This window comes from Micromonospora sp. SD12, assembly GCF_052068495.1.
GTDB lineage: Bacteria > Actinomycetota > Actinomycetes > Mycobacteriales > Micromonosporaceae > Micromonospora > Micromonospora echinofusca.
Genome location: NZ_JBQHDF010000002.1, coordinates 137,536 through 163,065 on the forward strand (window position 1 = coordinate 137,536; position 25,530 = coordinate 163,065).

General features: G+C 71.8%; 25 protein-coding genes and 1 pseudogene. 14 read left to right on the forward strand and 12 right to left on the reverse strand.

From position 1 onward, the window contains the following. Window positions 1–106 precede the first annotated feature (106 nt). Entirely contained in the window at window positions 107–427 is a 321-nt protein-coding gene (locus tag ACTMS2_RS04410; protein WP_441174228.1) for a GYD domain-containing protein, read from the forward strand. 170 nt (window positions 428–597) lie between these two features. On the opposite strand, the gene ACTMS2_RS04415 is transcribed toward ACTMS2_RS04410, so the two are convergent. From ACTMS2_RS04415 to ACTMS2_RS04435, 5 genes are all read right to left on the reverse strand, one after another. After that, complete coding sequence (locus tag ACTMS2_RS04415; protein ID WP_441174229.1) at window positions 598–1,431, reverse strand: peptidase; 834 nt, start codon at window positions 1,429–1,431, stop codon at window positions 598–600. Continuing rightward, entirely contained in the window at window positions 1,428–2,732 is a 1,305-nt protein-coding gene (locus tag ACTMS2_RS04420) for a VWA domain-containing protein (RefSeq protein WP_441174647.1), read from the reverse strand. Before ACTMS2_RS04420 ends, ACTMS2_RS04415 begins: the two co-directional genes overlap by 4 nt. Window positions 2,733–2,794: 62 nt before the next feature. Continuing rightward, complete coding sequence (locus tag ACTMS2_RS04425; RefSeq protein ID WP_441174230.1) at window positions 2,795–3,070, reverse strand: DivIVA domain-containing protein; 276 nt, start codon at window positions 3,068–3,070, stop codon at window positions 2,795–2,797. Beyond that, window positions 3,070–4,140, reverse strand: coding sequence for an FAD-binding oxidoreductase (locus ACTMS2_RS04430; protein ID WP_441174231.1), 1,071 nt, complete (start codon window positions 4,138–4,140; stop codon window positions 3,070–3,072). Before ACTMS2_RS04430 ends, ACTMS2_RS04425 begins: the two co-directional genes overlap by 1 nt. Continuing rightward, window positions 4,137–4,430 (reverse strand): hypothetical protein, encoded by a 294-nt coding sequence (locus ACTMS2_RS04435; protein ID WP_441174232.1) that lies wholly within the window; start codon window positions 4,428–4,430, stop codon window positions 4,137–4,139. The genes ACTMS2_RS04430 and ACTMS2_RS04435 overlap by 4 nt, the downstream gene beginning before the upstream one ends. Before the next feature lie 293 nt (window positions 4,431–4,723). Between ACTMS2_RS04435 and ACTMS2_RS04440 the strand changes: the two genes are divergently transcribed. The 5 genes from ACTMS2_RS04440 to ACTMS2_RS04460 all read left to right on the forward strand — a co-directional run bounded on the left by ACTMS2_RS04440 (window position 4,724) and on the right by ACTMS2_RS04460 (window position 11,687). Then, window positions 4,724–5,782, forward strand: coding sequence for a DUF5919 domain-containing protein (locus tag ACTMS2_RS04440; protein ID WP_441174233.1), 1,059 nt, complete (start codon window positions 4,724–4,726; stop codon window positions 5,780–5,782). Beyond that, the gene (locus ACTMS2_RS04445; RefSeq protein WP_441174234.1) at window positions 5,779–6,612 is read left to right on the forward strand and encodes an inositol monophosphatase family protein; all 834 of its coding nucleotides are present in this window, start codon (window positions 5,779–5,781) and stop codon (window positions 6,610–6,612) included. The genes ACTMS2_RS04440 and ACTMS2_RS04445 overlap by 4 nt, the downstream gene beginning before the upstream one ends. 339 nt (window positions 6,613–6,951) lie before the next feature. Then, window positions 6,952–7,704, forward strand: a complete 753-nt coding sequence (locus tag ACTMS2_RS04450; protein WP_441174235.1) for a hypothetical protein — start codon at window positions 6,952–6,954, stop codon at window positions 7,702–7,704. A 64-nt stretch (window positions 7,705–7,768) separates the two neighbouring features. Next, complete coding sequence (locus ACTMS2_RS04455) at window positions 7,769–8,392, forward strand: hypothetical protein (protein ID WP_441174236.1); 624 nt, start codon at window positions 7,769–7,771, stop codon at window positions 8,390–8,392. A 220-nt stretch (window positions 8,393–8,612) separates the two neighbouring features. Next, window positions 8,613–11,687 carry a DUF3427 domain-containing protein gene (locus ACTMS2_RS04460; RefSeq protein WP_441174237.1) on the forward strand — a complete coding sequence of 1,025 codons (3,075 nt, stop codon included), beginning with the start codon at window positions 8,613–8,615 and terminating at the stop codon, window positions 11,685–11,687. A gap of 140 nt (window positions 11,688–11,827) precedes the next feature. Here the strand turns inward: ACTMS2_RS04460 and ACTMS2_RS04465 are convergent, their stop codons facing one another. Then, entirely contained in the window at window positions 11,828–12,130 is a 303-nt protein-coding gene (locus ACTMS2_RS04465) for a helix-turn-helix domain-containing protein (RefSeq protein WP_441174238.1), read from the reverse strand. Between the two features lie 2 nt (window positions 12,131–12,132). Then, complete coding sequence (locus ACTMS2_RS04470; protein ID WP_441174239.1) at window positions 12,133–12,381, reverse strand: type II toxin-antitoxin system RelE/ParE family toxin; 249 nt, start codon at window positions 12,379–12,381, stop codon at window positions 12,133–12,135. A gap of 350 nt (window positions 12,382–12,731) precedes the next feature. Between ACTMS2_RS04470 and ACTMS2_RS04475 the strand changes: the two genes are divergently transcribed. From ACTMS2_RS04475 to ACTMS2_RS04485, 3 genes and pseudogenes are all read left to right on the forward strand, one after another. After that, window positions 12,732–13,742, forward strand: coding sequence for a hypothetical protein (locus ACTMS2_RS04475; protein ID WP_441174241.1), 1,011 nt, complete (start codon window positions 12,732–12,734; stop codon window positions 13,740–13,742). Window positions 13,743–13,754: 12 nt separating this feature from the next. Then, a pseudogene (locus ACTMS2_RS04480) lies at window positions 13,755–14,021 on the forward strand (macro domain-containing protein); the annotation flags it as partial. A 68-nt stretch (window positions 14,022–14,089) separates the two neighbouring features. Beyond that, the gene (locus ACTMS2_RS04485; RefSeq protein WP_441174242.1) at window positions 14,090–14,206 is read left to right on the forward strand and encodes a hypothetical protein; all 117 of its coding nucleotides are present in this window, start codon (window positions 14,090–14,092) and stop codon (window positions 14,204–14,206) included. Window positions 14,207–14,229: 23 nt separating this feature from the next. Here the strand turns inward: ACTMS2_RS04485 and ACTMS2_RS04490 are convergent, their stop codons facing one another. After that, complete coding sequence (locus ACTMS2_RS04490) at window positions 14,230–15,438, reverse strand: aminoglycoside phosphotransferase family protein (RefSeq protein ID WP_441174243.1); 1,209 nt, start codon at window positions 15,436–15,438, stop codon at window positions 14,230–14,232. Between the two features lie 204 nt (window positions 15,439–15,642). On the opposite strand from ACTMS2_RS04490, the gene ACTMS2_RS04495 reads away from it, so the two are divergent. The 3 genes from ACTMS2_RS04495 (at window position 15,643) to ACTMS2_RS04505 (ending at window position 20,283) form a co-directional block, all read left to right on the forward strand. After that, window positions 15,643–17,190 (forward strand): sigma-70 family RNA polymerase sigma factor, encoded by a 1,548-nt coding sequence (locus tag ACTMS2_RS04495; RefSeq protein WP_441174244.1) that lies wholly within the window; start codon window positions 15,643–15,645, stop codon window positions 17,188–17,190. Between the two features lie 553 nt (window positions 17,191–17,743). Continuing rightward, the gene (locus ACTMS2_RS04500; protein WP_441174245.1) at window positions 17,744–19,597 is read left to right on the forward strand and encodes a hypothetical protein; all 1,854 of its coding nucleotides are present in this window, start codon (window positions 17,744–17,746) and stop codon (window positions 19,595–19,597) included. 5 nt (window positions 19,598–19,602) lie between these two features. Beyond that, the gene (locus tag ACTMS2_RS04505) at window positions 19,603–20,283 is read left to right on the forward strand and encodes a hypothetical protein (RefSeq protein WP_441174246.1); all 681 of its coding nucleotides are present in this window, start codon (window positions 19,603–19,605) and stop codon (window positions 20,281–20,283) included. Between the two features lie 67 nt (window positions 20,284–20,350). Here the strand turns inward: ACTMS2_RS04505 and ACTMS2_RS04510 are convergent, their stop codons facing one another. Beyond that, window positions 20,351–21,583 carry a multidrug effflux MFS transporter gene (locus ACTMS2_RS04510; RefSeq protein ID WP_441174247.1) on the reverse strand — a complete coding sequence of 411 codons (1,233 nt, stop codon included), beginning with the start codon at window positions 21,581–21,583 and terminating at the stop codon, window positions 20,351–20,353. A 79-nt stretch (window positions 21,584–21,662) separates the two neighbouring features. Between ACTMS2_RS04510 and ACTMS2_RS04515 the strand changes: the two genes are divergently transcribed. Further along, a complete protein-coding gene (locus tag ACTMS2_RS04515) occupies window positions 21,663–22,106 on the forward strand; it encodes a MarR family winged helix-turn-helix transcriptional regulator (RefSeq protein WP_441174248.1) in 444 nt (147 codons plus the stop codon). 81 nt (window positions 22,107–22,187) lie between these two features. After that, a complete protein-coding gene (locus ACTMS2_RS04520) occupies window positions 22,188–22,628 on the forward strand; it encodes a VOC family protein (RefSeq protein WP_441174249.1) in 441 nt (146 codons plus the stop codon). A gap of 4 nt (window positions 22,629–22,632) precedes the next feature. Here ACTMS2_RS04520 and ACTMS2_RS04525 read toward each other — a convergent pair whose 3' ends face one another. From ACTMS2_RS04525 to ACTMS2_RS04535, 3 genes are all read right to left on the reverse strand, one after another. Further along, on the reverse strand, window positions 22,633–23,121 hold the full coding sequence (locus ACTMS2_RS04525) for a WapI family immunity protein (protein WP_441174250.1): 489 nt from the start codon (window positions 23,119–23,121) through the stop codon (window positions 22,633–22,635). Between the two features lie 93 nt (window positions 23,122–23,214). Continuing rightward, entirely contained in the window at window positions 23,215–23,652 is a 438-nt protein-coding gene (gene yidD, locus ACTMS2_RS04530; RefSeq protein ID WP_441174251.1) for a membrane protein insertion efficiency factor YidD, read from the reverse strand. 474 nt (window positions 23,653–24,126) lie between these two features. After that, window positions 24,127–25,272 carry a hypothetical protein gene (locus ACTMS2_RS04535; protein ID WP_441174252.1) on the reverse strand — a complete coding sequence of 382 codons (1,146 nt, stop codon included), beginning with the start codon at window positions 25,270–25,272 and terminating at the stop codon, window positions 24,127–24,129. Window positions 25,273–25,530: the final 258 nt, after the last annotated feature.

Sequence of the window (25,530 nt, forward strand, 5' to 3'; positions counted from 1 at the left end):
GGCGAGCCCCGGCGTTCTGGCTCCGCCCGGCCGCGTCCCGGTGAGCGGCAGGACTAGACACCGGCAGACCGGGTACGCGCGGCCGGGATCTGGAGGTGGTGCCCGGATGGCGAAGTTCCTGTTCACGGCGACCTACACGGTCGAGGGGATCAACGGGTTGATGAAGGACGGCGGGACGAGACGCGCCGAGGTGATCCAGGCGTTGATCGAGAACACCGGCGGCCGGATGGAGTCGCTGCACTTCGCGCTCGGCACACACGACGCGTACGTGATCTGCGACCTTTCCGACCAGCAGACCGCCGTCGCCCTGGCCGCCACGATCCGGGCGGCCGGCGGTTTGGACACCCGGGTCAACCCGCTCCTGACGCCCCAGGACATGGACGAGGCGCTCCGGATGAGGATGGCCTACCGGCCGCCGGGAGCCTGACCCGCCGACCCGGCCACCGCCGTGGCGTCGAGGACCGTCACGGCATTCCGGCCCACTTACGGCGGTGGAGCAGGGCGGACACGACCCGTTCGGTCATGCCCGCCCTGCCGTCATCGTCGATCTCGTTCGTCCGGTGCACCGGTTTCACCGTGCCCGGCACCGCGCGATCGTCAGTTGACGCGCTGGCGGGGGCGGGTCAGGGCGAAGCCGACCACACCCGCGACGGCGGCCAGGATGCCGCCGGCGATGGTCCAGTACCAGCGGGACGACAGGCTCGGCCACCGGACCCAGTCGAACCAGCCGTCCTCCTCGTCACCGGCCGCCGCCGGGGCCGGCGCGCTGGCGGTCGGGTCGCCGGCGAGCACCTTGCCCGGGTTCACCGCCGGGACCAGGGGCTCCTTCAGGTCGCCGCCCTCCGGCTCGGTGTCGCCGTCGGACTCCACCCCGACGAGCAGGCTCACCTCGATCGGCAGGCCCAGTTCCTGCTCCGGCAACTCGATGCCGGACAGCCGGACGTAGTACGTGCCCGGCAGCGGGTCACCCGACCACGGCTCGGCCCACGAGCGCACCTGGCGCAGCTCGCAGTCGAGTTCGACGGTGGCGGCGCTCTTGGAGGCCACCGGGGCCTGTGCCCCGGCGACGCACGCCTGCCGGCGGCGCAGCCCGTCGAAGACCTCGACGGTCCAGGTGGAGTCGCCCTTCCGGCTCGCCGCGGCGGGCAGCGACACGGTGGCCGCCACGTGATGGGTGTCCCCCGCCGCTGCCGTGAACGACCAGTACAGGTAGTCGCCCACGGAGGCACCGACCCGTACGGGCTGGCCGGGGCTGATGCCGGCGGCGGTGAGGAACGAGGTGCCGGCCTTGTTGATGGTGGCGGCCCCCGGCGACGGGGTGGGCGTGTCGGCGCCGGCGGCGGCCGGCAGCGCGACGGCGATACCGGTGGCGGCGAGCAGCACCGCCGCCCGGCGGGCCGAGATCAGGGCCGGAGCCTTCCGCATCGTCATCGGGTCCTCCAGACCGCTACCCACCAACGGGTCAGCCAACCAACGATCAACCCACTGAGCAGACCCGCGAGGGTCAGTACGCCCAGCAGCACCCAGCCCCGGCCGAGGCCCGGGCTGTTCGGGGCGGGCGACGCGTCGACCAGGTCGACGGTCAGTTCGAGCGGCATGCCCGGGGCCTGACCGGCACCCGCCTTGGCGGAGAAGGAGTTGCTAACGACCAGGCAGACGACGGTGGGCTCGGGAGCCTTCTCCGTCGAGTCGGAGAAGAGGCCGCCCTCGTCGCCGTCCTCCGACTCCTCCTCGTCGTCGTCCGCCGCCGCCCAGCGCACGCCGGTCGACAGCACGTCGGTACGACCGCTGCCGGCGTCGTTGCCCCGGACCAGTTCCCGCCCGTCGGTGGCGGTGGCCCGCAGCAGTACGCCGTAGTCCCGGTTCAACGGCCGGTCCAGGCCGATGCTCACCGAGGCCCGCAGCTCCTGCCCCGGCTGGACCGGGATCCGGTACCACCGGTGCTCCTCGAAGCGCTCCCGGTCGGTGTAGACGCCGGGGGTGAGCACGGGTGCCTTGGCGCAGACGTCGGTGCCGGCCACCTTCGCCGGCGTCTTGGCGTGCGTGTCCTTGGCCCGTTCCACGAGCTGTTTGATCCGCCGGGTCAGGTCGTCCTTGCTCTGCGCGGAGGTATAGGTGCCGCCGGTCGCCGAGGCGATGCAGACGAGCTGCCTGCGTACCTTCTCGTCGGGGATGAGGCCGAGCGTGTCGACCACCAGTTTGGTGCCCTGGGCGGCCAGCTCGCGGGCCACCTCGCAGGGGTCCGGCGGCGCGCAGGTGTCCTCGCCGTCGGTGATGAGCACGATGCGCCGGGTGGTCTCGCCGGTGCCGAGGTCCTTGGCCGCCTCGCGCAGGGCCAACCCGACGGGGGTGAAGCCGGTCGGGCGCAGGGTGGCGATGGCGTTCTTGGCCTTCACCCGGTCGACGGGGCCGACCGGTACGAGCTGCTGGGTGTCCTGGCAGCCGACCTTCTTGTCGTCGCCGCCGTAGGTGGCACCGAGGACCCGGATGCCGAGATCCGTCGTCTCGGGCAACGCGTCCACGACGTCGTTGAACGCCTCCTGCGCGACGGCGATGCGGGAGCGCCCGCCGATGTCCTTGGCCCGCATCGAGCCGCTCACGTCGAGCACCAGCTCCACTTTGGGCGGTTCGACGGGCTCGGTCTCGTGCTCGTCGGCGTAGGCGGGAACGCCCAGTGTCGGGAAGGCCACCAACAGTCCTAAAAGGACTGCCGGAAGCCGTCGTTTGATCATCACGGCGCCGATCCTAGTGATCATCGTGCTCGTGGCCGATCGGGTGGCGTCACTCCGTCCACTCAGGAGGAACCGGCCTGCCGGGCGCGCGAGCGCTCCTCGGCGTGCCGGGTCTGCCAGGTGCGCAGCGCCTCCTTGATGCGGTGGTTCTCGGCGCGGGTCAGGTCGAGCTGGCGGGTGCGGTCGCGCAGCTCGTGGGCGAGGCGGCACAGCAGCGCGTCGACCTCGTCGACCCGGTAGCCGCGCCGGCCGAGCGGCGTACGCGGCAGGGTGACGTCGAGGACCCGGTCGGGGGTGAGCGGGCCGGGCAGGGCGTGGCGGCTGCGGTAGACGGCCATCAGGGCACCAGCTCCGCCGGCAGGTGGATGCGGTCGGCGGACACCCCGGCGGCGAGCAGCCGCAGCCGCGCACCGGCGAGCATCGGGGGCGGGCCGCAGACGTACACGTCGTGCTCGGGGCGGCGGTGGCCGAGGGCGACGGTGAGGGCGTCGCCCCGCTCGGCAGGCTCGGCGCCGGGGTCGTGGCTGAGGGCGGGCACGACGGTCAGCCAGTGGTGGGCACGCTGGAGGCTGTCGAGGGCGGGCGCGTCGTACAGGTCCGCGAAGGTGCGCGCGCCGACGACCAGGGTCACCCGCCGGCCGTCGGGCGCGGCGGCGACCTGCTCGACCAGGGCGCGCAGCGGCGCCAGCCCGGTGCCCCCGGCCACGAGCAGCAGGTCCCGCCGCGCGGACGGGTCCAGGCAAAGCCCGGCGTCACGCGGCGGGCCGAGCCAGAGCAGCTCGCCGGGGCGTACGTCGTGGACGAGGCTGTGGGCGACGGCCCCGGCGGCGATGGCGCGGACGTGCAGCTCGACGGTGCCGTCGGGGCGCGGGGCGTTGGCCGGGGAGAGCCAGCGCCAGCGGCCGGGCCGGCGCGGCGTGCAGACCGGGACCGCCTGGCCGGGCCGGAAGGGCAGGCGCTGCCAGGGGCGTACGGTCAGAATGGCGATCGTGTCGCACGGCCGGTCGTGGCCGATCACCTCGGCGGGGCACCAGGCTGGCCCGTCGTCGGCGCGGGCGACGGCGCGGCGCACGGCCTCGTCGGCGCGGCGGCCGGCGTGCTCCCAGGCATCGGCGAGCCGCCGCGTCCACAGTGGGCGGGCGTGCCGGGCGACGGCGGCGAGCAGCGCGTCGCCGATCGTGGCGGCGTGTGGCAGCAGGCCATGCTGGCGGTACGCGCGGCCGAGCACCGCCAGCAGCGCCGCCCGCCCGGCCGGGCCGTCGCCGCCGACCGTGAGGCGGCCGAGCGCGGCGAAGAGCAGCGGCGCGTCCCGCTCGGGGAGCAGGCCGGGGCGACGATCCTCCAGCGTGCACCAGAAGTCGTCGACGCCCCGCTCGACGGCCGTCTCCCAGGCGGCGGCGATGGTCACGCGCCCACCTCGCCGGCGAAGGCCCGGCGGGCGCGGGCGATCCGCTCGTCGGGCACGTCGAGCGCCCAGAGCACCCCCGCCAGGTAGTCGACGACGCGCCGGTGCTGCTCCTCCGACAGGCCGAACCCGCGCCACGGGTCGGTCGCCGGCTGGCCCTCGACTGCCGCGGCGAGGCCCGCCGCCAGGTGCGCGCCGAGCCGCTCCAGGTCGACCCCGATGAGGTACGGCGACAGCTCCGCGTCCGCCACCACGAGCCGCAGCCACTGGCCGACCACCTCCTGCACGGTCACGCCCAGCCGCCCTGCTCGGGTCGGGCTTCGGCTTCCTCTGCGGTGGCGATGGTCAGTGCCGGGATGACGTCGATCAGGGTGGTCACGTTCTTCTGCCCCTCGCGTTGCGGCTGGTGGAGTGGCGCCGGGGTGGGCGGGAGCGGAGCTGTGTCGTTCGGGGACCGACGCAGTTCCGGAGCCAGCACCCGCCCCGGGCCATAGATCCACCATTTCTGAGCTTCGGGAAGACCAGAACGACCACGCACTGCACTTGGCCAGTAACTGCGCTGCATCTGCTGCCGGTAAGGTGCACGATGACCGTTCTCGACATGATCGAAGGCGGCACGATGACACCCGTGCAGCGATGGACCGGCCGCGAGACGAAGACACTCCGCCATGCGCTCCGCATGAGCATCCGTGACTTCGCCGTGCACCTGGGCGTGGCCGAACGGACCGTTTCCAAGTGGGAAGCCGGCGGGGAGTACGTGAACCCCCGCCCGGAGATGCAGGCGGCCCTGGACACTGCCCTCGCCCAGGCTGCCCACGAGGCGCAGCGCCGGTTCGCCGCGGCGCTACCTCAGGCGAACCCGCCAGCCCCGGGCTCCAGGGACGTGCTCGACCTTGGAGCCGCCGCGCGCGAGCAGGTTGCCCGAACTCGTCAAGCCCTCGGACTTAGCGTCGGAGACTTCGCCGCCGCGCTGGCCCGAACGCTGACTTGGCGGCCCACCGGTGACGACATCACCAACTGGGAGACGAGCACAGTCCCACCCGGCGATGTGGTCCTCGCGCTCTCCGCGATTCTCGACCCGTCCGGCGCGGGCAACGTGGGTGAGGAGCGGTTCGGAGACCTCGTCGCCGTCCACCCGAACCGCTCCGAGTTCTCCACCAACATTCCGCCCGATCAACTGCTCGGCGGCGCGAGCACTGTGCGCGCCGTTGGCCTGTCGCTCAACCTCCTGTCGCAGGGTTACCCGGATCGCCGCTGGCACGAGCTGGTCGAGGCCGGTGCGCACGTCCGCCTTCTGTTCCTCGATCCATCGGGGCAGGCTGTCCAGGCACGCGAGGCGGAGGAGGGCTTTCCGGCGGGGCAGTTGTCCGGGCTGACGAAGCTCAACATCGAAACGCTGATGCGTGTACGTGACCGGCTACCCGACGGGTTCCACGACCGCATGGAACTGGCGGTCTACGACGATACGTTGCGCTTCAACGTCATCCTGGTCGACGATCTCTGCGTCGCGCAGCCGTACCTCGCGGAGAGCCGAGGGGTCGACTCCCCCGCGTTCGTCGCCAGACGGAGACAGGCTCGCGGCGGACTGTATCCGGTGTTCGAACAGCACTTCGAGACGCAGTGGCGACGGGGGCAGCAGTTGTGAGCGACTACGGGCCACTGTTGCCTGTTGCGATCGAGGCGGTTGCGCGGGCGGCCGAGGACATGCGGCGTAAGCCACCGGGTGCACTCACAGCCAAGGGCGACCGCGACATGGCGTCCGCGTTGGACTACGAGATCGAGCGCAGCGTCCGCGAGCTTCTCCGCGTCGCGACTCCCGACATCGGGTTCCTCGGCGAGGAGGACGGCATCAGCGGGTCGGGAGAGCTGCAATGGGTGCTCGATCCGATCGACGGAACGGCCAACTTCGTGCGAGGCATCCCGCTCTGCGCGGTGTCGCTCGGGCTGCTGCACCGCGGCGAGGCGGTCCTCGGCGTCATCGAGCTGCCCTTCCTCCGCAACCGTTACGCCGCCGCTCAGGGCGACGGCGCAACGGTCGACGGCAGCCCGATTCAGGTGAGCCAGACGAGCCGACTGAGCGAGGCGATCGTGGCCATCGGCGACTACGCCGTTGGCGAGGGTGCGGCGGACAAAAACCGACTCCGGCTCGCCCTGACCGCGCAGCTCGCCGAGTCCGTGCAGCGGGTTCGAATGACCGGCACGGCGGCGCTTGACTTGGCATGGCTGGCCGAAGGCAAGCTCGATGCCGCGCTTACGCTATCCAACCATGTCTGGGATATGGCAGCCGGTGTGGCCATCGCCCGCGAGGCAGGCGCTCAGGTAGTGGACTGGGACGGCACCAGGTACGGCACTAACTCGTCCGTAACGTTGGGCGTCACGCCCGCCCTGGTTGATCACACGCTCAGTCAGTTCCGAGGGCACGAGTCACTCCTTCTGTCCGAGATCCGACAAACAACCACCACAGATATCGAATAGATGAATCGAATCACCCCAAAGTTGCACGGCTGTGGGCTGTGGAGGCTACACAAACCTTCGGTTGCTGACTATTGTTTCGCTCCGCCACCCCTCACGCCCAGAAGCAGGCTTAGATCTCCCCGTATCAGCAAACAGCACCGAGAAGTTGCCACCGATCTCAAACGAGCCCATGAGCCGATCCAAATCTCTTCATCCCCACAGGCACTCCAACCAGCCACCACGGTCCCGGTCGCCGCACCGATCAAGCCCTAAGTGCACAAATGTGACCATCCGCAGCGGAAGGGCAATCATCAAGTTTCAGACCGGCAGGAATCCCATTTAACCAACAAAGGAGCACCCTTGAACGAAGAGCAGATTCAGGACCTCCTGTCAGCTCTTGAAGAACTTCTGCGCGAAACCGGATTAGAATTCCTCGTAGATCAAGAGAGAATTCTTGCCGCCGAGGGAATTACGCATAGTCCAAACGATACCCGGCGACAGTCCTCTCGCACGGCGCACACCCCACCACGGACAGGAGAGGGCATCACGGATTACCTTACGCTAAGTTCAATCACCATAGACGCCAACCCCGAAGTTCCACAGAGCGGGGTCGGGCGACGCACACCCAGACCGCGCTTCAGCAATGAGGATGCGGTCGTCACACCTTTAACAACCAGGCAGAGGCTGCAGCTGCTTCTCGACCTAATCGAGGTCGCCACTGCCGGATCAGTGGCCATTGAGCAGGAAATAGCAATCGAGCTGTCGAATATCCGGGAAGTAGCGACACATCGAGACCCAGCGCCCTCGACCCGACTTAGTGAGGACGACAGGGGCGACGGCGGCTCCCTTTGGATAGACACATGGAGTGGTCGCATAGAATTCGCCGACCCCCCGGAAGCAGAGGTAAGGGGGCGGGTGGGGGAGCCGTGGCGGCTTCCAAGCCTAGAGGAATCACAGGCAGCAGCCTCTAGGGCAAGGGCAGTTGTGAGCCTGATCGACGAGATCCGCGCCCAAGCGGAGCTTTCCCGCAGCGACTGGCTCATGCCGGGCGACAGAATTGCCAGAAACGACATCTGGGAACCTGCTAGGAGACAACATGGCACCCGCGGGTGAATCCCCGACCGGCAGGACTCCTCACGATCTTCTTAAACAGCTACGGGACGCTATTCCTGCAGCCATGCCTACCGCACTCTCGGCTAGTGGACCTTCACCAACTGCCGGCAACGACCTATACGAGGCTTTCCTGTTCACGGTCGTATTAAAGGCCGCAGCAGAGGAAGGCTTTGAGATATCCTTTGAGGACGGATCCAACCTGCCGCCGACGATCTTCCGCCTTCGCCGCAGCCCTGGGCGGCTCCCCACTGGAGGTAGTTTTACGCACGCCGTCCTAACCCTTCCAAATAGCCAAAAGGACCCACTCGAAGTCCATACGGGAATCGCCGTTATCGGCAGGAGTAAGGTGGCACACGAAGCAGACGTCATCGTTCTCCCGCAATCGAACGCCGATCGCTGCCGTCAATTGGGAATCGATCCGCCCAGCAGTAGCGCGATCCTCACTGTTGAAGGGAAGTACTACACAACGCCCGTCAGCCTGGGAATGGGAAGACAATTTTTGGGACTTGCTGCGGACCTCTCGAAGAAATGCATCTTTGCAGCAACCGTAACGAGCTCATCCCTGGTTCATCTGCTTGAAGGGAGGCGGCAGGAGTTTGAGGTGGGCGTACTTCCCGGACGAAAGGCAGAACTGGATCTCCAGGCGCGCTTCGCCATCGCGCTCCGCAGCTATCGACAGCGACGTTGAGAAGATCTTTATTGGCTAGCACACTTTCAGCGCTGAGGGCTCCTACTCTTCAAACGATAACAGATACTCACGACTGCACTCTTCCGAGCCCAGCCAATAAATAGAACTTTCACCGACCGCTGGAGCTCGCTCGCATGGCTACAGTTTTCCCATCTTGGACTGAGGCCGTCCCCGAAGCACGGCTGGCCATATCTATTTTTATGAGCAGTGGGATTCACAAATGACTGATGTTGAGCAGGGCATCTACGAGCACCTCATCACCCGCGAGCTGGCCGGCCGCCTCCAGCACGTCGACCCCGCCCTCGTCCAGCACCACAAGCTCGACCCCGCCGACGCCCCCGACGCTCTCGCCCGTCACCTCGCCGCCCTGGCCCACCGCGCCCTGCACGCCGTACCGAGCGGCGACGACAAACTCCACCGCCAGATCGAACTCGCCAACCGCATCGCCGACGCCATCGCCGCCGAAAGCCCGCAGGCATCGACGGCACAGGACCAGGTCACCGACGCCAAGCACCTCCTGCACGCCGTCGCCGCCCCACCCACCCCTCCCGCGCAGCCAGCATTTCCGCAGCGCCCCACCACCCCGCTCTCCACCGGCGCGCTGCTCGTCAACGGCCGCCACCAGCCCCGCATCGGCCACGAGGTCACCCACGAGATGGCGTCGGCGGAGCATGTCGACCTGCTCTGTGCGTTCATCAAGTGGTACGGCCTGCGCATCGTCGAGCCCGCCATCCGCGAGCTGATCGCCCGGGGCGGCAAGCTGCGCGTCATCACCACGACCTACCTCGGCGCGACGGATCAGCGGGCCCTCGACCGGCTCGCCGAGCTGGGCGCCGAGATCAAGGTGTCCTACGAGACCAGGACCACCCGACTGCACGCCAAGGCGTGGCTGTTCCGCCGGCACAACGGCATGAGCACCGCGTACGTCGGATCGTCCAACCTGTCGAAGACCGCGCTGATCGACGGCGTGGAGTGGAACGTGCGCGTCTCCAACGTCGAGCAGCCGCACGTCATCGACACGTTCACCGCCACCTTCGAGGACTACTGGAACGACCCGGCGTTCGAGGACTACGACGCCAGCCGGGACGCCGAGCGGCTACGCAACGCGCTCAGCGGGGAGCGGCGCGAGGACTCGCCCACGCAGATCGCCAACCTGGACGTGCGGCCGTACCCGTACCAGGCGGAGATCCTCGCCGACCTGGACGCCGAGCGGCAGGTGCACGGCCGGCACCGGAACCTGGTGGTGATGGCGACCGGCACCGGCAAGACGGTCGTCGCGGCGCTGGACTTCCGGCGCCTGCACCGCAACGGTCAGGTCGACTCGCTGCTCTTCGTCGCCCACCAGGAGCAGATCCTCACCCAGAGCCTGGCGACGTTCCGGCAGGTGATGCTCGACGGCAGCTTCGGCGAAACGCTGGTCGGGGGCAAAACCCCGACCAGGTGGCGGCACGTCTTCGCCTCCATCCAGTCGCTGCACCGGCGGGAGATCGACCCCGAGGCGTACGACATGGTGATCGTCGACGAGTTCCACCACGCGGAGGCACCGACGTACGCCCGACTGTTGGAGCGGCTTCGGCCGCGCGTACTGCTGGGGCTGACGGCGACCCCCGACCGGGCCGACGGTCGCGATGTACGGCGGTGGTTCGACGGCCGCGTGGCGGTGGAGCTGCACCTGTGGGAGGCGTTGGAGCGGCAGTTGCTCGCGCCGTTTCAGTATTTCGGGCTGCACGACGACGTGGACCTGTCGCGGCTGCGCTGGAAGCGCGGCCAGGGGTACGACCTCGGCGAACTCGACGGCCTCTACACCGGCAACGACGCGCGGGCCCGGCTGGTGCTGACGGCGGTACGCGACACGGTCGACGTGGACCGGATGCGGGCGCTCGGGTTCTGCGTGAGCATCGCCCACGCCCGCTTCATGGCGGAGTGGTTCACCCGGCACGGAGTGCCGTCGGCGGCGGTGACCTCCCAGGTCGACCGGCCCGTGCAGCAGGACCTGCTGCGGGAGTTCAAGGCCGGCAAGCTGCGGGTGCTCTTCACCGTCGACCTGTTCAACGAGGGCGTCGACCTGCCGATGGTCGACACGATCCTGATGCTGCGGCCCACCGAGAGCGCCACGATCTTCCTCCAGCAGCTCGGCCGGGGGCTGCGCCTGGACGACGACAAGCCCTGCCTGACGGTGCTCGACTTCATCGGCGGGCAGCACGCCAACTTCCGCTTCGACCTGCGCTGGCGCGCCCTGACCGGGGTCAGCCGCAGGGAGATCAGGGATGCCGTCGAGCAGGACTTCCCGTCGCTGCCCAGCGGGTGCCACATCCAGCTGGACCCCGTCGCCCGCCGGGTCGTGCTCGACAACCTGCGTACCGTCATGCCGACGTCGAAGAACGGTCTGCTGGCGGAGCTGCGGCACCTCGGGGACGTCAGCCTCGCCGGGTTCCTGCGGGAGACCGGCGTGGAGATCGAGGACGTCTACCGGTCGGCGACCATCGGCGGGTGGACCGGGCTGCGGCGGCTCGCCGGGCTGGAATCGTCGACGCCGGGGCCGGACGACCGGGAATTGGGCCGGGCCATCGGGCGGATGCTGCACCTCGACGACCCGGACCGCCTGAACCTGCTGGCCCGGGTGGCGGCGGGCCAGCGGCCGGACGCTGGGCGACTCTGGGACATGCTGCACTTCGACCTGTGGGGGCCGAACGCGCCGCTGGCCTCCCGGGACGAGCGGCTGGCGCGGCTCTGGGCGGAGCCGGCCCGCTGCGGCGAGCTGCGGCAGGTGGCCGAGGTGCTGCGCGACCGGATCCACCGGGTCACGCCGGAGCCGCTGTCGGCGGAGGTGCCGCTGCGGGTGCACGCCCGCTACAGCCGCAACGAGGCGTGCGCCGCCTTCGGCATGCCGAACCCGGGATCGCTGCGCGAGGGCGTCAAGTGGCTGCCCGACGCCCAGGCCGACCTCTTCTTCGTCACCCTGGTCAAGTCGGAGGCGCACTACTCCCCCACCACCATGTACGCCGACCGGGCCATCACCGACAGCCTGTTCCAGTGGGAGTCGCAGAGCACCACGTCGTCGGCCTCGGCGACCGGCCAGCGCTACATCCACCATGCCTCGCGCGGCTCGACGGTGCACCTGTTCGTACGGGAGACCCGGGTCGCGGACCGGGACCTGGGCGCACCGGCCTACCTCTACGCCGGCCCGATGACCTACCGGGAGCACACCGGCGACCGGCCCATGCGGATCATCTGGCGGTTGGCGCACGCCCTGCCCGCCGACGTCTACGCCACCGCCCGCACCATCGCCGCATGAGCACCCGCCAAGAGGGGTTGGACCGGCTGACCTCCCTGCGGCTGCATCAGCGCCCGCGCACTCGTGGAGCAGCACTTACCGCCCCACGTGCGAGTCTCTCGCCGCATAGGAACGACGAACCGATTCGGGGAAGGAACGGCTCAGGCAGCTTCGGCGTCGTCCGGAGCGAATCTGACGTCCAGTTTCATGCTGAGCGCGCGTGCGAGACGTTCCAGGACCGGCAGGGTTGGCACGGTGCCGCCAGCCTCGAACCGGGCAACGGCGGACTGGGTCATTCCCGCAGACTTCGCTAACTGACTCTGGCTCCACCCCTTGTGTTCCCTCAGGTGCCGCACCTCCTGCCCAAGCTCGAAGGCGATGCGCGTCGCCTCGTAAGCCTCGGCGGCTCCTGGTTCCGCCATCCGGCGGTCACGCAGGTCGTTCCAGTCGACGCGATCACTCACCACTACGCCCCCTCGTTCACCGTGTGCCGCTCCGCCACGCATCGCTCAAGCGCCCGGCGGGCTCGTTCCACCTCCCGGTCCTCCCGCATACGCGTCTTGCGAAACACGGTCAGCAGGATGATCCGCCGATCGGAGGCTATCCAGTACGTCACCCGGACTGCATCGCGCTCCAGGTAGAAACGCAGCTCTCGCAGCTTGCCGTCGAGCTGCCGGGAGTGCGGCTGGCCGAGCAGAACTCCCCCTACTCCCAAGTAGGTCGATATAGAACGCCGCTCGCGCGAAGTCTGCGCTTGACAGTCCCTCCAACCAGTCTCGAACCTCTGGATCCAGCTCCACGCTACCCGAGGTCATAGCATCGATGCTATGGCCTCGTGACAATTCCCCTGGGCATTGCGCCCCGCATGTCGTTACGAACTGCTTGTCAGAATGCGTGTGCCGAGGCGTCCACCACCCGGTTGCTGGCGATGGCGAGTTCCTCGTCGGTGAACAGCAGCCGGAAGGGTGGCCGGGGCACCACGGACGGACGCTGGCCCGGCGGGATGACGAGGGCGCCAACCCGGGCAGAGCCGTTGCCTCTGTGTCCGGTGGATAGCATCGCGCGATGCAACCGACCTATGTGACCTTCGCCGGAAGTCCGGCGGCGACCGCGAATGCCGACCTGCGCATCGACCGCGGCACCGCGACCGGGGGGCATCTCACGCTCGGCCCCGACGGGTGCGTGGAGATGACGTTCGACGTTCCGGCGGCGGACGCCGGCGGGGAGGCCACCCTGGGGATCGTGGCGCTCGTGTCCAGGTCGGGCGGTGCCCCCGGGTTCGCGCCGCTCGACATCACCGTCAACGACCGGTGCCTGGTGCACGGCTGGCGCATCCCCGGCGGCGGCGACCTCTTCCAGCAGATGGACTTCGTCATACCCGCCGGCTGGCTGCGGCCGGGCGCCAACAGGCTCCGGCTCGCCACTGCCGTCGACGCCCGCAGCATGCTCTGGCTCAACCGGATCACCGTCGACGCGGTGTTCGACCGGGGCCGTTCCGCGCGGGCCATGGACCAGCGCGAGGCCGAGGAACCGGTGCTCCGGTACTCGACCCGACTCCTGCCGGCCAAGGGCCGCCGGTGGCAGCCCGGCCCGGACATCACCGTGTACGTGGACCGGGGCGAGCAGAGCCTGCTGGCCGACCTCGCCTGGGCGGACGCCTCCGGCGCGGAGTACGCGGTCACCCTCACCGCCGAGCTGAACGCCTTCTACGGCTGGTGCCGACCGGCTGGCGGAGAGCCTCCGCGCGAGATCCGGGGCTCGCTGACCGGGCGGTGGCACGCCGATCACCCCGACGCCGCCGTGACGAGGCGCTCATTCACGACGGAGGAGGGATGGGGCGGCGGCTGGCACCGCTCGAGCGAGATCACCTTCGCGATCGGCGCCGACTCGTTGCCACTGACCAGGGCCAGTTGGCGGGACAAGCGCGGCAACATCGGAACTGTCGCGTTCACCGGTCCCGGCGACGCCTTCGTCGGCACATACCAGCGGGTGGGCGAGGGCGCCATCGGCTACCGTGGCCGCTCACCCAAAGTGACCAAGGGCGAAGAGCACAAGGGTGGTGTCACAGCCGGCTGACAGCATGGTGCGGTGATCGGCATCCGGCACGGCGACCTTCTCGACGCGGACGTCGAGGCCCTCGTCAACCCCGTCAACACCGTCGGCGTGATGGGCAAGGGCCTCGCCCTGACCTTCAAGCGGGCACACCCCGCCAACTTCACCGCCTACCGCGCCGCGTGCGCCGCCGGCACCGTCCGTCTCGGGCGGATGTTCGTGTACGACTCACGCGTGCCGGGTCGGCACCGCTACGTCATCAACTTCCCGACCAAGGGTCACTGGCGTTCATCGTCCCGCCTCGCTGACATGAAGCCGGGTTACCCGATCTGGTACGCGTCCTCCGCCACGACCGCATCGCCTCGGTGGCGGTGCCGGCTCTCGGCTGTGGCAACGGCGGCCTCGACTGGGCCGAGGTCCGCCCCCTGATAGAGGCCGCTCTCGCCGGCCTGCCCGACGTTGAGGTGTCTCTGTACGGACCCGCGTAACCCATGCCGGCCCGGAACGAGGCCTACCTGACGGCGTGCCCGCCGCTGGGGATTGCCGGCCCGATTTGCGCGAGTGCCTGCTCAAGGTAGGTGTCGACGTCGGTCGCGTGGTAGATCCGTTCGCTCGCCTCGATGCCGTCGAGGAACATCGCGTACACCGCCGCCATTCGCAGCGCCGCGACCGGCCGCAGCAGTTCCACGGCCCGCTCCGGCTCGCAGCCCGGCACCTCGGCCCGCCACCGCGCGCACCACTCGGCGAGCACCGGGGCGGCGACGTCGTCGGCGAGCCCCTCGGCCAGCCGCAGCGCGTCGAACGCCGGGTGTCCCACGAACGCGTCGCCCCAGTCGATGACGACGTGCCGCCCGGCGTCGGCGCGTACGTTGCCGGGGTGCAGGTCGCCGTGCACGAGGGTGTCCGGCAGCCCGCACCCGCGTACCTCGTCGAGCCGCGCCTCCAGCCCCGCCAGCAGGGCCTGCACCGGCGAGGTGTCGTGGCCGGCCAGCCGATCGCGGATCCAGCCGGGCAGGGCGTCGGCGCGCAGGTCGGGTACGCCCGCCGCGACCAGCTCCGCCACGTCCGGGACGGACCGCACCTGCACCGGGTGGAAGCCGCCGGCCATCGCCAGCCGCTCCTCGATCGGCGCCCCGTAGCGGTCCTCGCCGGGCACGTGCTCGATCAGCATCCGCCCGTCGCCGTCGTCCGCGAGCAGCGTCGACGTCTTCCCCGGCGCGGCCCGGCCGAGCCAGCGCAGCACGGCGGCCTCGTGCCGGAAGAACGCCGGCACCTGCTTCAGCCAGGCCGTTCCGCCCGGCCCGTCGAGCCGCCAGACCGCCGACAGGTTCCAGGTTCGCTGCTGGGTGACGGTCTCGGCCGGGCGGCCGAGCCGCCGCAGCTCCCCCGTCGCCCAGGCCAGGCTGCGCGCCGGGCCGCCCGGTTCGGCGTACGGGGCGCGCAACGGGTCCGCCGACAGGTCCACCTCCGCGGGGAGGAGCGGCGTGGCGGGCGGCTCGTCGACCTGTCCGAGGTACGTCACCGTGCCGCCGATGGTGCCGGTGTCGTCCCCGCTGAGCAGGCGCAGGACGGCGACCTCGACGCCGTACCGTCGGCGGGCCTCGGCCACGACGGGGGCGATCTCCTGCCACCACGGTGATGGCACGTCGAACGGCGGCAGGGCGCCCAGCGGGGCGCCGGCGGCGTCGACCAGGGCGAGGGTCACGGTGCGGTGGGACACGCCGGCACGCTACCGGCGCCCGCCGGGCCGGGGCGACCGTTTAACACCCCACGTCGCGGCGGCCCCTGTGGCATGCCGGGGGCGCGCTGGTGGCCGGTACTTTCAGAGGCGCCCCGACGACGACGTGAGTTTGTGTGACCTGGACAGGTGCCAACCAGTCTCCACGTAGGTACGAGGATGTCTCGTGAAGGCGAGGTTGTGAGCGTGACCGATCACGCGTACCCGATCAGGACCGACATGTCGGCGGTGGTGGACGCCGCGCGTCGCGGCGACCAGGCGGCAATGGACGAACTCGTCTCGCACTACCTGCCACTTGTCTACAACATCGTGGGCCGGGCACTGAACCGGTCGGCGGATGTCGACGACGTCGTGCAGAACACGATGTTGAGCGTCGTGCGGGGGCTGGCGGGCGTGCGCGACCCGCGGCTCTTCCGGTCGTGGCTGGTGGCCGTCACCATGAACGAGGTTCGCACCTCCCGCCAGTACCGGCACACCGCACCGGCGTCGCCGGAGGACATCGACAGCGTGATCGATCCGGGTTCCGACTTCGAGGATCTGACCCTGACCCGGCTCCGTCTCTCCGACCAGCGCCGCGAGGTCGCCCTGGCCACGCGCTGGCTGGACGACGACCACCGCCACCTGCTGTCCCTGTGGTGGCTGGTCGAGGCCGGTCACCTCTCCCGCGCCGACCTCGCCGACGCCCTGCACCTGGACCCGCACCACGTGACCGTCCGCGTGGCCCGGATGAAGGCACAGCTGGACATCGCTCGTCTGGTGGTGCGGGCCCTCGCCGCCCGGCCCGGCTGCGCCGGCCTGCTCGACACGGCCTCCGACTGGGACGGCCGGCCGGCGCCGGTGTGGCGTAAGCGGTTGGCACGGCACATCCGGACCTGCGCGTACTGCCCGGACGTCACGTCGGACCTGGTCCCGGCCGAGCGGCTGCTGGCCGGCCTGGCGCTCACGCCGCTCCCGGCCGGTCTCGCCTGGCACGTCACGCAGCGGGTGCGCACCGCCGCCGGCGCGTCCCGGGGCGCCGCGTCGGCGGGCGGCCACGCGAAGACCGCCGGGTTGCTGGGGCAGGCCCGCGTCGCAGCGGTGTCCCTACCCAAGACCCTGGTCGGCGTCCTCGCGGCCGTCGCCGTGGTCGGAGGCGGAGGTTTCATCCTCGCCGGTTACGCCGCCGAGCCGAGCAGGCAGCCGTTGAGCGCGACAGGCGCGCGGTCCTCGACAGCGGTCACCGCACCGGCCTCCGGGACGACCGAGCCTGCGCTCGCGTCCCCTACCCCGACGGCGCTCGACCGGTCCCCCACCCCCTCGCGCTCCGCCTCCACCATGCCGCCGACGCCGACGCCGACCAAACCATCGAAGACCAGATCGCCGACGCCCACGAAGTCGCCGACCAGGTCTGCCGGCACGTCCACCGGCGTGTCCGCGGCGGAACAGCGTCTGCTGGTGCTGCTCAACGAGCGGCGTCGCGCGCTCGGGCTGCCCGAGGTCAGGCTGCGCACGACGGAGCAACGCGCCGCGGATGCCTGCGTGAAGCAGAACCTGGACGCCGGCACCTTCGAGCACTGCGGCCACGAGGTCCTGTGGGCGTCCTCGGGCAACTCCTCACCCGAGCAGATGATCGAGGCCTGGTTCAACAGCCCCGGCCACAAGACGGCGCTGACCTACGCCAGTTCCCGCTTCGCCGGCCCCGCCATCGTCTGGAACGGCACCCGCCAGATCGCCGCCATCAACATCGACTACTGAACATCCCGCACCTGCGAGGGTGGCCCGGTGCCACGGCGCGACCGGCCCGACGCCAACCGGTGCCGGGCCGGTCGCCCGGCCGGCTCAGCCGCCGCATCCGTCGCGTCCGGCGCGCGATGACTGTCACACCCGCGCAGGCGTCCGGACATACACCCTCTTGCATTGAGGCCATAGGCTGTCACCGACGGTGCCGGTCACCTCACGGGGAGGCATCATGGTCCAGGGCGCAGCATCCGACGACGCACAGCCGGAGCAGCAGCCGACGCACCCTCCGCAGGCACCGGTGCCTGCGCCGCCCGGGCAGGCCAGCCCGGCGACGGGTCCGGTGCCTGCCCAGCCCGGCCCACCGGCCACATCGCCGCCCGCGCCCACCGGCCCGACGCCGGGTCCGACACCCGCGCCCACCGGCCCGACGCCGGGTCCGACACCCGCGCAGGCCGGCCCGACGCCGGGTCCGACGCCTGCGCAGGGCGGCCCACCGGCGGGCCCGCAGCCCGCACACACCGGCTTTTCGCCGGGCCCGCCGCTGCCGCCCCACGCCGCCGGGGCACCGGTGCCGCCGCAGTACCGGCCGGGGCCCGCGCCCGGGCAGCCGTGGGCGGGAGCCCCGCTGCGCGCGACCACGCCCCCGCCGTACCCGGGCTATCCGCCACCGCCACCACCCCCGCGCCGCAATCACACCGCGCTCCTCCTCGGCCTCGGCGGCGGCGCCCTCGCGCTGCTGCTGGTCTGCGCCCTGCTCGGCGTCTTCCTGGTCCGCACCGTCGGCGACGACCCCGACGCGCCACCCCTCGACCCGCACGTCGCACGGCAGGTCGCGGCGGCCGGCGACCTGGCCGCCGCGGCGGTGACCGTGGCGGGTGTGCCCGGCGCCCGCTACACCGGCTGGTTCACCGACGACGGCGACCGGGTCACCGTCGACGCGCGGGTCACCGCCGAGGGCTCGACGTTGGCGCAGCTCGGCGTGAACGGTCACCGCCTCCAGGCGCTGGACACCGGCGAACGCACCTTCGTCAAGGCCCCCGCCGCCTACTGGCGCGGCACGGGCGTACGGGCCGACGTCGTCGCGGAGTACGGCCGGCAGTGGGTGCAGGTCGCCGACGACCATTTCGGCCTCGACCTCGGCGACTCGCTGGCCCCCTCGACCCTGGCCGAGGTGCTGGCGGGCGAGGGCGTCGCCGACCTGCCGGTCCCCGGCGCCACCACGACGGTCGACGGCGTGCCGGTGCAGGTCATCGACGCGGGCGGGATGCAGGTCTACGTGACCACCGCCGAGCCGCGGCAGGTCGTCCGGGTGGCGGCCCGGGCGGGCACCGGCCCGACGGTCACCGGCACCCGCAACGACCACGGATCGGGAGGCGTACGGCTGATCGCCCGGGGCGAGCGGGCCGACGACGAGTTCGAGTTCGACTTCGCCCGCCTCACTCCCGAGGAGACCGAGGAGTTCTTCCGCACCCTGGCCGCCCGCGTCCAGGAGCTGCGCAACTCGGTCGACTCCCAGGTCAGGTTCACCCTCAACGGGGCGATCACCCTCGCGCCGTGCACGGTCAACGGGTGCCGCGCCAACGTGACGGTGTCGAACCGGGTGGTGTCGAGCTCGCCGTACCTGTCGGTCAACCGGCCGGTGAACGCGTCCATCACCACCTCGATGACGCTGGACGGCCGCCCGGTCGCCACCTGCACCACGACGAAGAGCATGCGGCCCAACGGCAGCGTCACCACGTCCTGCTTCGCCCGCTACCGCATCCCCCCGTCGCGGAACCCCAGGGTCCACACGGTCCGCGCCCAGGCGTCGACGGTCGCGCGGGCGCTCGTCCAGGCCGACATCAAGGCGCTCGCCGACGACCTGGCCAAGGAGCTCATCCGCAACCGCCGTCTTCGGGGCACGCCCACGCCGACCCCGGCGGGCACGGCGCCGAACGCCCCCACGGCCAGCGCCAAGCCCCAGGCCACCCGCAGCGCGATGGTCTTCCCCACCACGACGTCGCCCAGCCTGACGCCCGCCCAGCAGCAGACGAAGGCCCGGGTGGAGCAGCTCGCGCGGCAGGCCTGCCGGGAGGTCACCCGGCAGCCCCACCACACGGCTGCCACCTGGGGCACGGCCGTGCACTCACGGTTCGCCGAGCTGATCGAGGCCGAGGGCGGCAACCTGCACAGCGAGGTCTCCTACCTGCGGGGCCGCCTCGCGCCGATGCGCTACAACCCGTACTTCGGGCGCAAGGCCTGGCCCGCCGGCAGCGCCCGTGCCGACGTCGTGGTGGGCGCCGACCCGCTGAAGCCCGAGTTCTTCCTCGATCTGAAGACGGGCGACGAGGGGCTCAAGCAGGACTGGTACGACAAGCTGCACCGCAACCTGCCGGCGCAGTACCGCAACAAGCAGCTACCGGTGTTCGAGGTACGGTGCTGAGCGTCATGGACACGCAGGTGTGGATCGAGGCGCTGAGGCGCCACGTGATCCCGGCGCTGGGCGACGGGTGGGAACTGGCCGGCGACTCGCTCGTCCGCACCCCGGTCGGCTGGACGGCTGCGCGGGTCGTACCGCAGCCGTCGGCGCACGGGCCGGCGTTCTTCCTGCACGCGCAGGTGCAGTTGCTGGCCGAGCCGGAGCCGGAGAGCTACACCTGCGGATTCCGGCTCGGCCGTTGGGAGGCACCGGGCACCCTGGCCGCGTACGCGCCGATCGCGGCTCAGGTGGTCGACACGATCGTCTCCCGTGCCGTGCCGTTCTTCGACCGCCACGGGTCGCTCGACGGATACCTGTCGCACCTGCGGGAACGGTTGGCCGACCTCGACCCGGGGCAGGAGTGGATCGACATCCTGCTCGACGAGGAGCTGACGTACACCCACCTGCTGCTGGGTGATCTGCCTGCCGCCGAGGTGACGGCCGGGTTCGCCGAGCGTGCCGCCGAGCAGAACCGCCGGGACCCGCAGCCCCTGGACTGGGTCGAGGAGGCCGCCGGACGGGTGGCCGAGGTGATCACGGCGGCGCGTCGCGACCCCGCCGAGGCACGGGAGATCCTCGCCGGGCACGCCCGCGCGAACGCCGGGGAGCTGTGGCTGACCGGCACGGCGACGCCGGACCTGAGCCGCTAGCCGACCATCTGACCTCGGGCCCGCCCTCCGCGCCGACAGCGACGGCAACGGCGGTCAGGGGCGGCGGTCAGGGGCGGCGGGTGCGGGCCAGGGTGCCGACGACGGCGAGGGAGGCGGCCGCCGCCCCGGCGAGCACCACGGCCATCGGGACGGCGCTGCCCTCGCCGCCCAGGCCGACCAGCGGCGCGGCCATCGCCCCCACCAGCGACTGGATGGTGCCGAGCAGCGCGGCGGCCGTGCCGGCGTGGGCGGGGTGCCGGTCCAGGGCGAGCGCGGTGCCGTTCGGCATCACCATGCCGAGGGAGCCCATGAAGACGAAGATCGCGACGGCCACCAGAGGCAGGCTGCCGAGCAGCGCGCCGGCGAGCAGGACGGCGGCGGCCAGCACCCCCACGCCCAGCGGGCGCAGCAGCAGGGTGCGGGGCGCGAAGCGGTCCAGCAGGCGGGCGTTGAGCTGGCCGGCGGCGACCAGGGCGAGCGCGTTGACGCCGAAGATGAGGCTGAACGCGCCGGCCGAGACGCCGAAGACGTCCTGGAAGACGAAGGACGACCCGGAGATGTAGGCGAAGAGCGCGGCGAAGGCGAGGCCCTGCGCCAGCGCGTACCCCAGGAAGATCCGGTCGGTGAAGAGCGAGCGGCCGGCGGCGGCCGTGGCGGCGAGGCCGCCGGTGCTGCGCCGCGCGGCGGGCAGCGTCTCCGGCAGCCGCCACGCCACGGCGGCGGCGAGCAGCGCGCCGGTCACGGCGAGGGCGACGAAGACGGTACGCCAGTCCCCGAAGCGCAGCACCAGGCTGCCGAAGGCGGGCGCGGCCATCGGGGCGACGCCGAAGACCAGGGTGAGCCGGGAGAAGTACTTGGCGGCCTCGCGCCCGGAGTAGAGGTCGCGGACGACGGCGCGGGCGACGACGACGCCCATGCCGCCGGCGAAGCCCTGCGCGAGGCGCGCCGCGGCCAGGGTCTCGGCCGTCGGCACGGCCGCGCACACCAACGACAGCAGGGTGTACGCGGCGACGCCCACCAGCACGGGCCGGCGCCGCCCGAAGCGGTCGCTGAGCGGGCCGGTGACGAGCTGGCCGAGGGCCATGCCGATGAGGCACGTGGTCAGCGAGAGCTGGATCTGCGCCTGGCTGGCGGACAGGTCGCGGGTCATCTCCGGGAACGCCGGCAGGTAGGTGTCGAGGGAGAGCGGCCCGACGGCGGTGAGCGTGCCGAGCAGCACCAGCAGCACGACGGCGGCCCGCCCGGTGGGCGCGGCGACGCGCTCGCCCGGTGGTACGGGTGGCGCGGTGGCGTGCGGCATGGTGGTCCCCTCACTGACGGCTCGGCCCGGTTACGATAGCTCTGACTACAGAGCTATTGCGCCGACGAAGGGCCTGACTGTGACGGACGAGACGGTCGACCAGCTCGGCGGAGCGCTCGGCGACCTGCACCGGATGCTGCGCCGGACCGCCATCCAGCGGGTCGGCCGCACCGTCCTGCCGGACGCCCAGGTGGAGGTGCTGCGGCTCGTGCAGCGGTGGCCGGGAATCGGCGTCCGCGAGGCCGCCGAACGACTCGGCACCGCGCCGAACACGGTCAGCACCCTCGTCGGCGAGCTGACCACCGCCGGCCTGCTGCGCCGGGAGCGCGACCCGGCCGACCGCCGTACCGTCCGACTGGAGCTGACCGACGCGGCCCGGGAGCGGATGGCCGCGTACGGGCGGCACCGCCGCGACCTGCTCGCCGCCACCCTGGCCGAGCTGGACGGCGCGGACCGCGAGACGCTGCTCGCCGCCGCCCCCGCCCTGCGCCGCCTCGCCGACCGGATGACGGGCCAGGCCTGAGCCACCGGAGCCGGGACAGCCTGCGGGCTCGACGCTACGGTGGCGGTGGACGGTGCCGGGTCGTAGGTGGAGGGTCGCCCGATGATGGAGCAGCGGATCAGCCTCGTGACGCTCGGCGTCGCCGACGTGGCCAGGGCACGCGCCTTCTACGAGCGGCTCGGCTGGCGCGGCCAGGAGGTCGAGGAGACCGTCTTCTTCCAGGCCGGCGGCTTGGCGCTGGTGCTGTGGAGCCGGGAGAAGCTGGCCGCCGACGCGGGCGTGCACGACCGGGGCGCGGGCGGCTTCGGCGGGACGACGCTGGCGCAGAACGTCCGCTCCCGGGGCGAGGTCGACAAGCTGCTGACGGCGGCGGCCGACGCCGGGGCGCGGGTGACCGTGCCGGCACGCGAGACCTTCTACGGCGGCTACGCCGGCTGCTTCGCCGACCCCGACGGGCACGTCTGGGAGATCGCCTGGAACCCGGGCCTCCCCCTCGGCCCCGACGGCTCACTCACCGTCCCCGACCTGAGCCCACCGGGCTGAGCGGTCAGCAGGTGGCACGGCGGGGGTACGCGTCGGCCTCCCGCGCCCACTGCTCCGCGGCCACCGAGAGGGCGTCGGCGGAGACGGTGAGCGTCAGCGGGTAGACCGCGCCGGGCGGCTGCCGCCGCATCCACGGCGGCAGGGACTCGTACGCGAACTCGACCGTCAACGCGAGCCGGCGGCGACGCAGCACGCGGGTGCGGAAGGCCAGGTTCGGCTCGGTGAAGCGGGCCACCGCCGACGGCTCCGCCGGGTCGCTGGTCGTCTCGGCCTGCTGTCGCAGCCAGCCCGCCAGCGCGTACGCCTCGGTGACCGTCAGGCAGGGTTCGAGGTGCGACCAGGCCTGCCCGTCGGCGGTGCGGGCGTCGGTCTCGACGAGCAGCCAGTCGTCCCACTCCGCCGCCTCGTCCGGGTCGTCCGGCGGCTCGACCCCGGGCTGGTAGCCCACGGGCCGCATTCTCACCCGGGCACCGTCGTCGGAGCGGATCTCCATGCTGTCATCATGACCGATACCGAGGCGCGGATGGGGGGCATATCCGCAGCTCAGAGCGCCGCGACCAGCAGCGCAGCGGTCGCCGGCACCCGGTCAGCGCACGGGGTCGTGGGTGCCGCGCGGCACGTCGGGCCGGCAGCGGCGCACCCGGTCGGCGGCCATCCGCCCGCCGACAGCCAGCCCGTACCGCTCCACGGCGGCCAGCCCGTACGCGCTGCACGTCGGGGTGAAGCGGCACTGCCCGGGCCAGCGGTGCGACAGCCAGCGCCGGTAGCCCAGGATCGCGGCCCGTCCGGCCCGGTCCACCAGCGGCGCGCGCCCGGCGGCGATGGTGGGCCCGGCGGCGTCGGTCGACGGCGCCGAGGCCCGGCCGGGCGCCACGAGCCGGGCGGCCAGCGCGCCCAGGGTCAGCAGGGTGGAGAAGAGCCCCAGGTCGCAGCAGGGGATGTCGCAGTTGCAGGCGTCGCAGTTGTCGAAGCGGCTCTTCTTCTTGCGACGCCGGTCGCTCTTGAGGTGGATCACAGGGAACATCATGCGACGGCCGCGCCACCCCGGATTCCTCGGATGGCGTCGCATCGCCTCGGCGGTAATCGGCGAGCCGGCCCGGCCGGGCTGCCCCGCCGGGGGCGCGTGCTGGTCGAAGGCGCAGGGACAGCGGGTGGAGAGCTGGGGCGTGTTCCCGGTGGTACCGGAGAGCGGCTCGTTGCGACGCTGTCGAGCTGAGTCGTCTGCGACATCGGGTGTTGGTATCCGGCGCGCGGTGCCGCCAGCGGGCGGTGAATCGTCTACGACATCAGCTCGACAGCGTTGCGCACGTCAGCCCTCGCCCCGACCGGGGTGCCGCGGAGCCGGTGCGGACGCCCCCGCCAAGCCGGACGACGACACGCGGCCCGTCGCCTCCGCCGGCCCGTCACCTCCGCCGGCCCGTTGCCCCAGCCGGCCCGCCGCCGCCCGGCCAGGTGGCGCAGCCGGCCCGTCGCAGCCCGGCCAGGTGGCGCAGCGGGGTCAGCGCCAGACCGTGCGGCGCACCCCGTCGTGCGCGGCGCAGGCGTCGCGCCGCCCGCCCGTGAGGCTGACCGAGCCGTCCCCGCACTGCACGAGGTGGCCCCGGCCGGCCCAGAACTCGGGCACGCAGTCGAACCAGTCGCAGACCTCGACGGCCGGCCTGCGGATGCGCTCGCCGCCGCAGAAGTCGTACCCCATCGGGTTTGCCGGGGCGCCGCAGCGCGGCTCGCGGGCGGGCGTCGGCGTGGCGGCGGTGCTGCTGCGGCGCGGCTTCGACACGGCGGGCGGCGCCTTCGCCGGCGCAGCCGGCAGGACGACAGGCGGGGCGGCGGTGCTCGGCGCGGGGGTCGCGGCGACGGCGACCTCGGAGCCGGTCGGGTCGGAGGGATCGGTGTCCAGCAGGGCCGCGGGCACCAGCAGTGCGATGCCGGCGGCGACGGCCACGGTGCGCCGGCCGCCGGGCACGAACGCGAAGTGCCGGGCCTGCGCGGGGGTGGCGATCTGCGGCCGGAACGGCTTGAGCTGCGCGTGCTCGGCGATCGCCTCGTCGAGCTGGTCGAGCACCGCGCCGCGCTGCTCGATGGCGTCGGCGAAGGCCAGGGTCAGCTTGAACCGGAAGTCCGCGGCGACGTCGGCGGGGAGCATCAGACCGGAGGTACGCCGCCGGTCCAGCACCTGCATGAGGGTGACCGGCGCGTGCGGGTCGTGGGCCAGGCCGGTCATCCTCCCGTACGACCAGTCGCGCCGGCCGCGACCGCCGAGCAGCACCAGCCGGCGGTTGGTGATGACCGCCATGCCGGCGTCGGCGACCCGGACGCCGTCGGGCCGGCGTGGCCGCGGCGGCGCGGCCGCCGGGGCGACCGTCAGGTCCGGCGCGGGCAGCACGGTGGTGTGTCGGACCTCCACCAGTTGCGCGGCCGGCAGCACCCAGAAGACCACCTCGTCGGGCGCGAGCTCCAGGGGTAGGCCGGCGCCCGCCTCGGCCGAGCCCTGGAACTCCTCGGCGAGGGTACGCAGGCGGCGCAGCTCGTCGTCGCGTCGTCGCCATGCCTTGTCGGCGCTGCGGAACTCCCGCCGCCGCCGTTCGTTCTGCCGGTGCACCCACCGGTACCGCCACGTGGAACCCGTCGAATCAGTCCTTGCCACGCCGACTCCTTCGCCGCGCAGGCCACCAACCGGGGTGTCACAGCTGTCAACTGCGACAACGCCCGGCGGGGACACGCCGTAACGGGGCAAATTGGCCGAACGACGGGCGAAATCGGGCGAGAGGAGGATTTCGCCGAGTCGATTCGCATCCGTCGGGCGTGTCGACGGCGAGCGCCGAGCGCCGAGCGGCGGACGCGAGCGTAGGCGCCGACGGGGTGTGGCCCGCACTCCCGCACGGCGCAGCCGGGAACGCGGTCG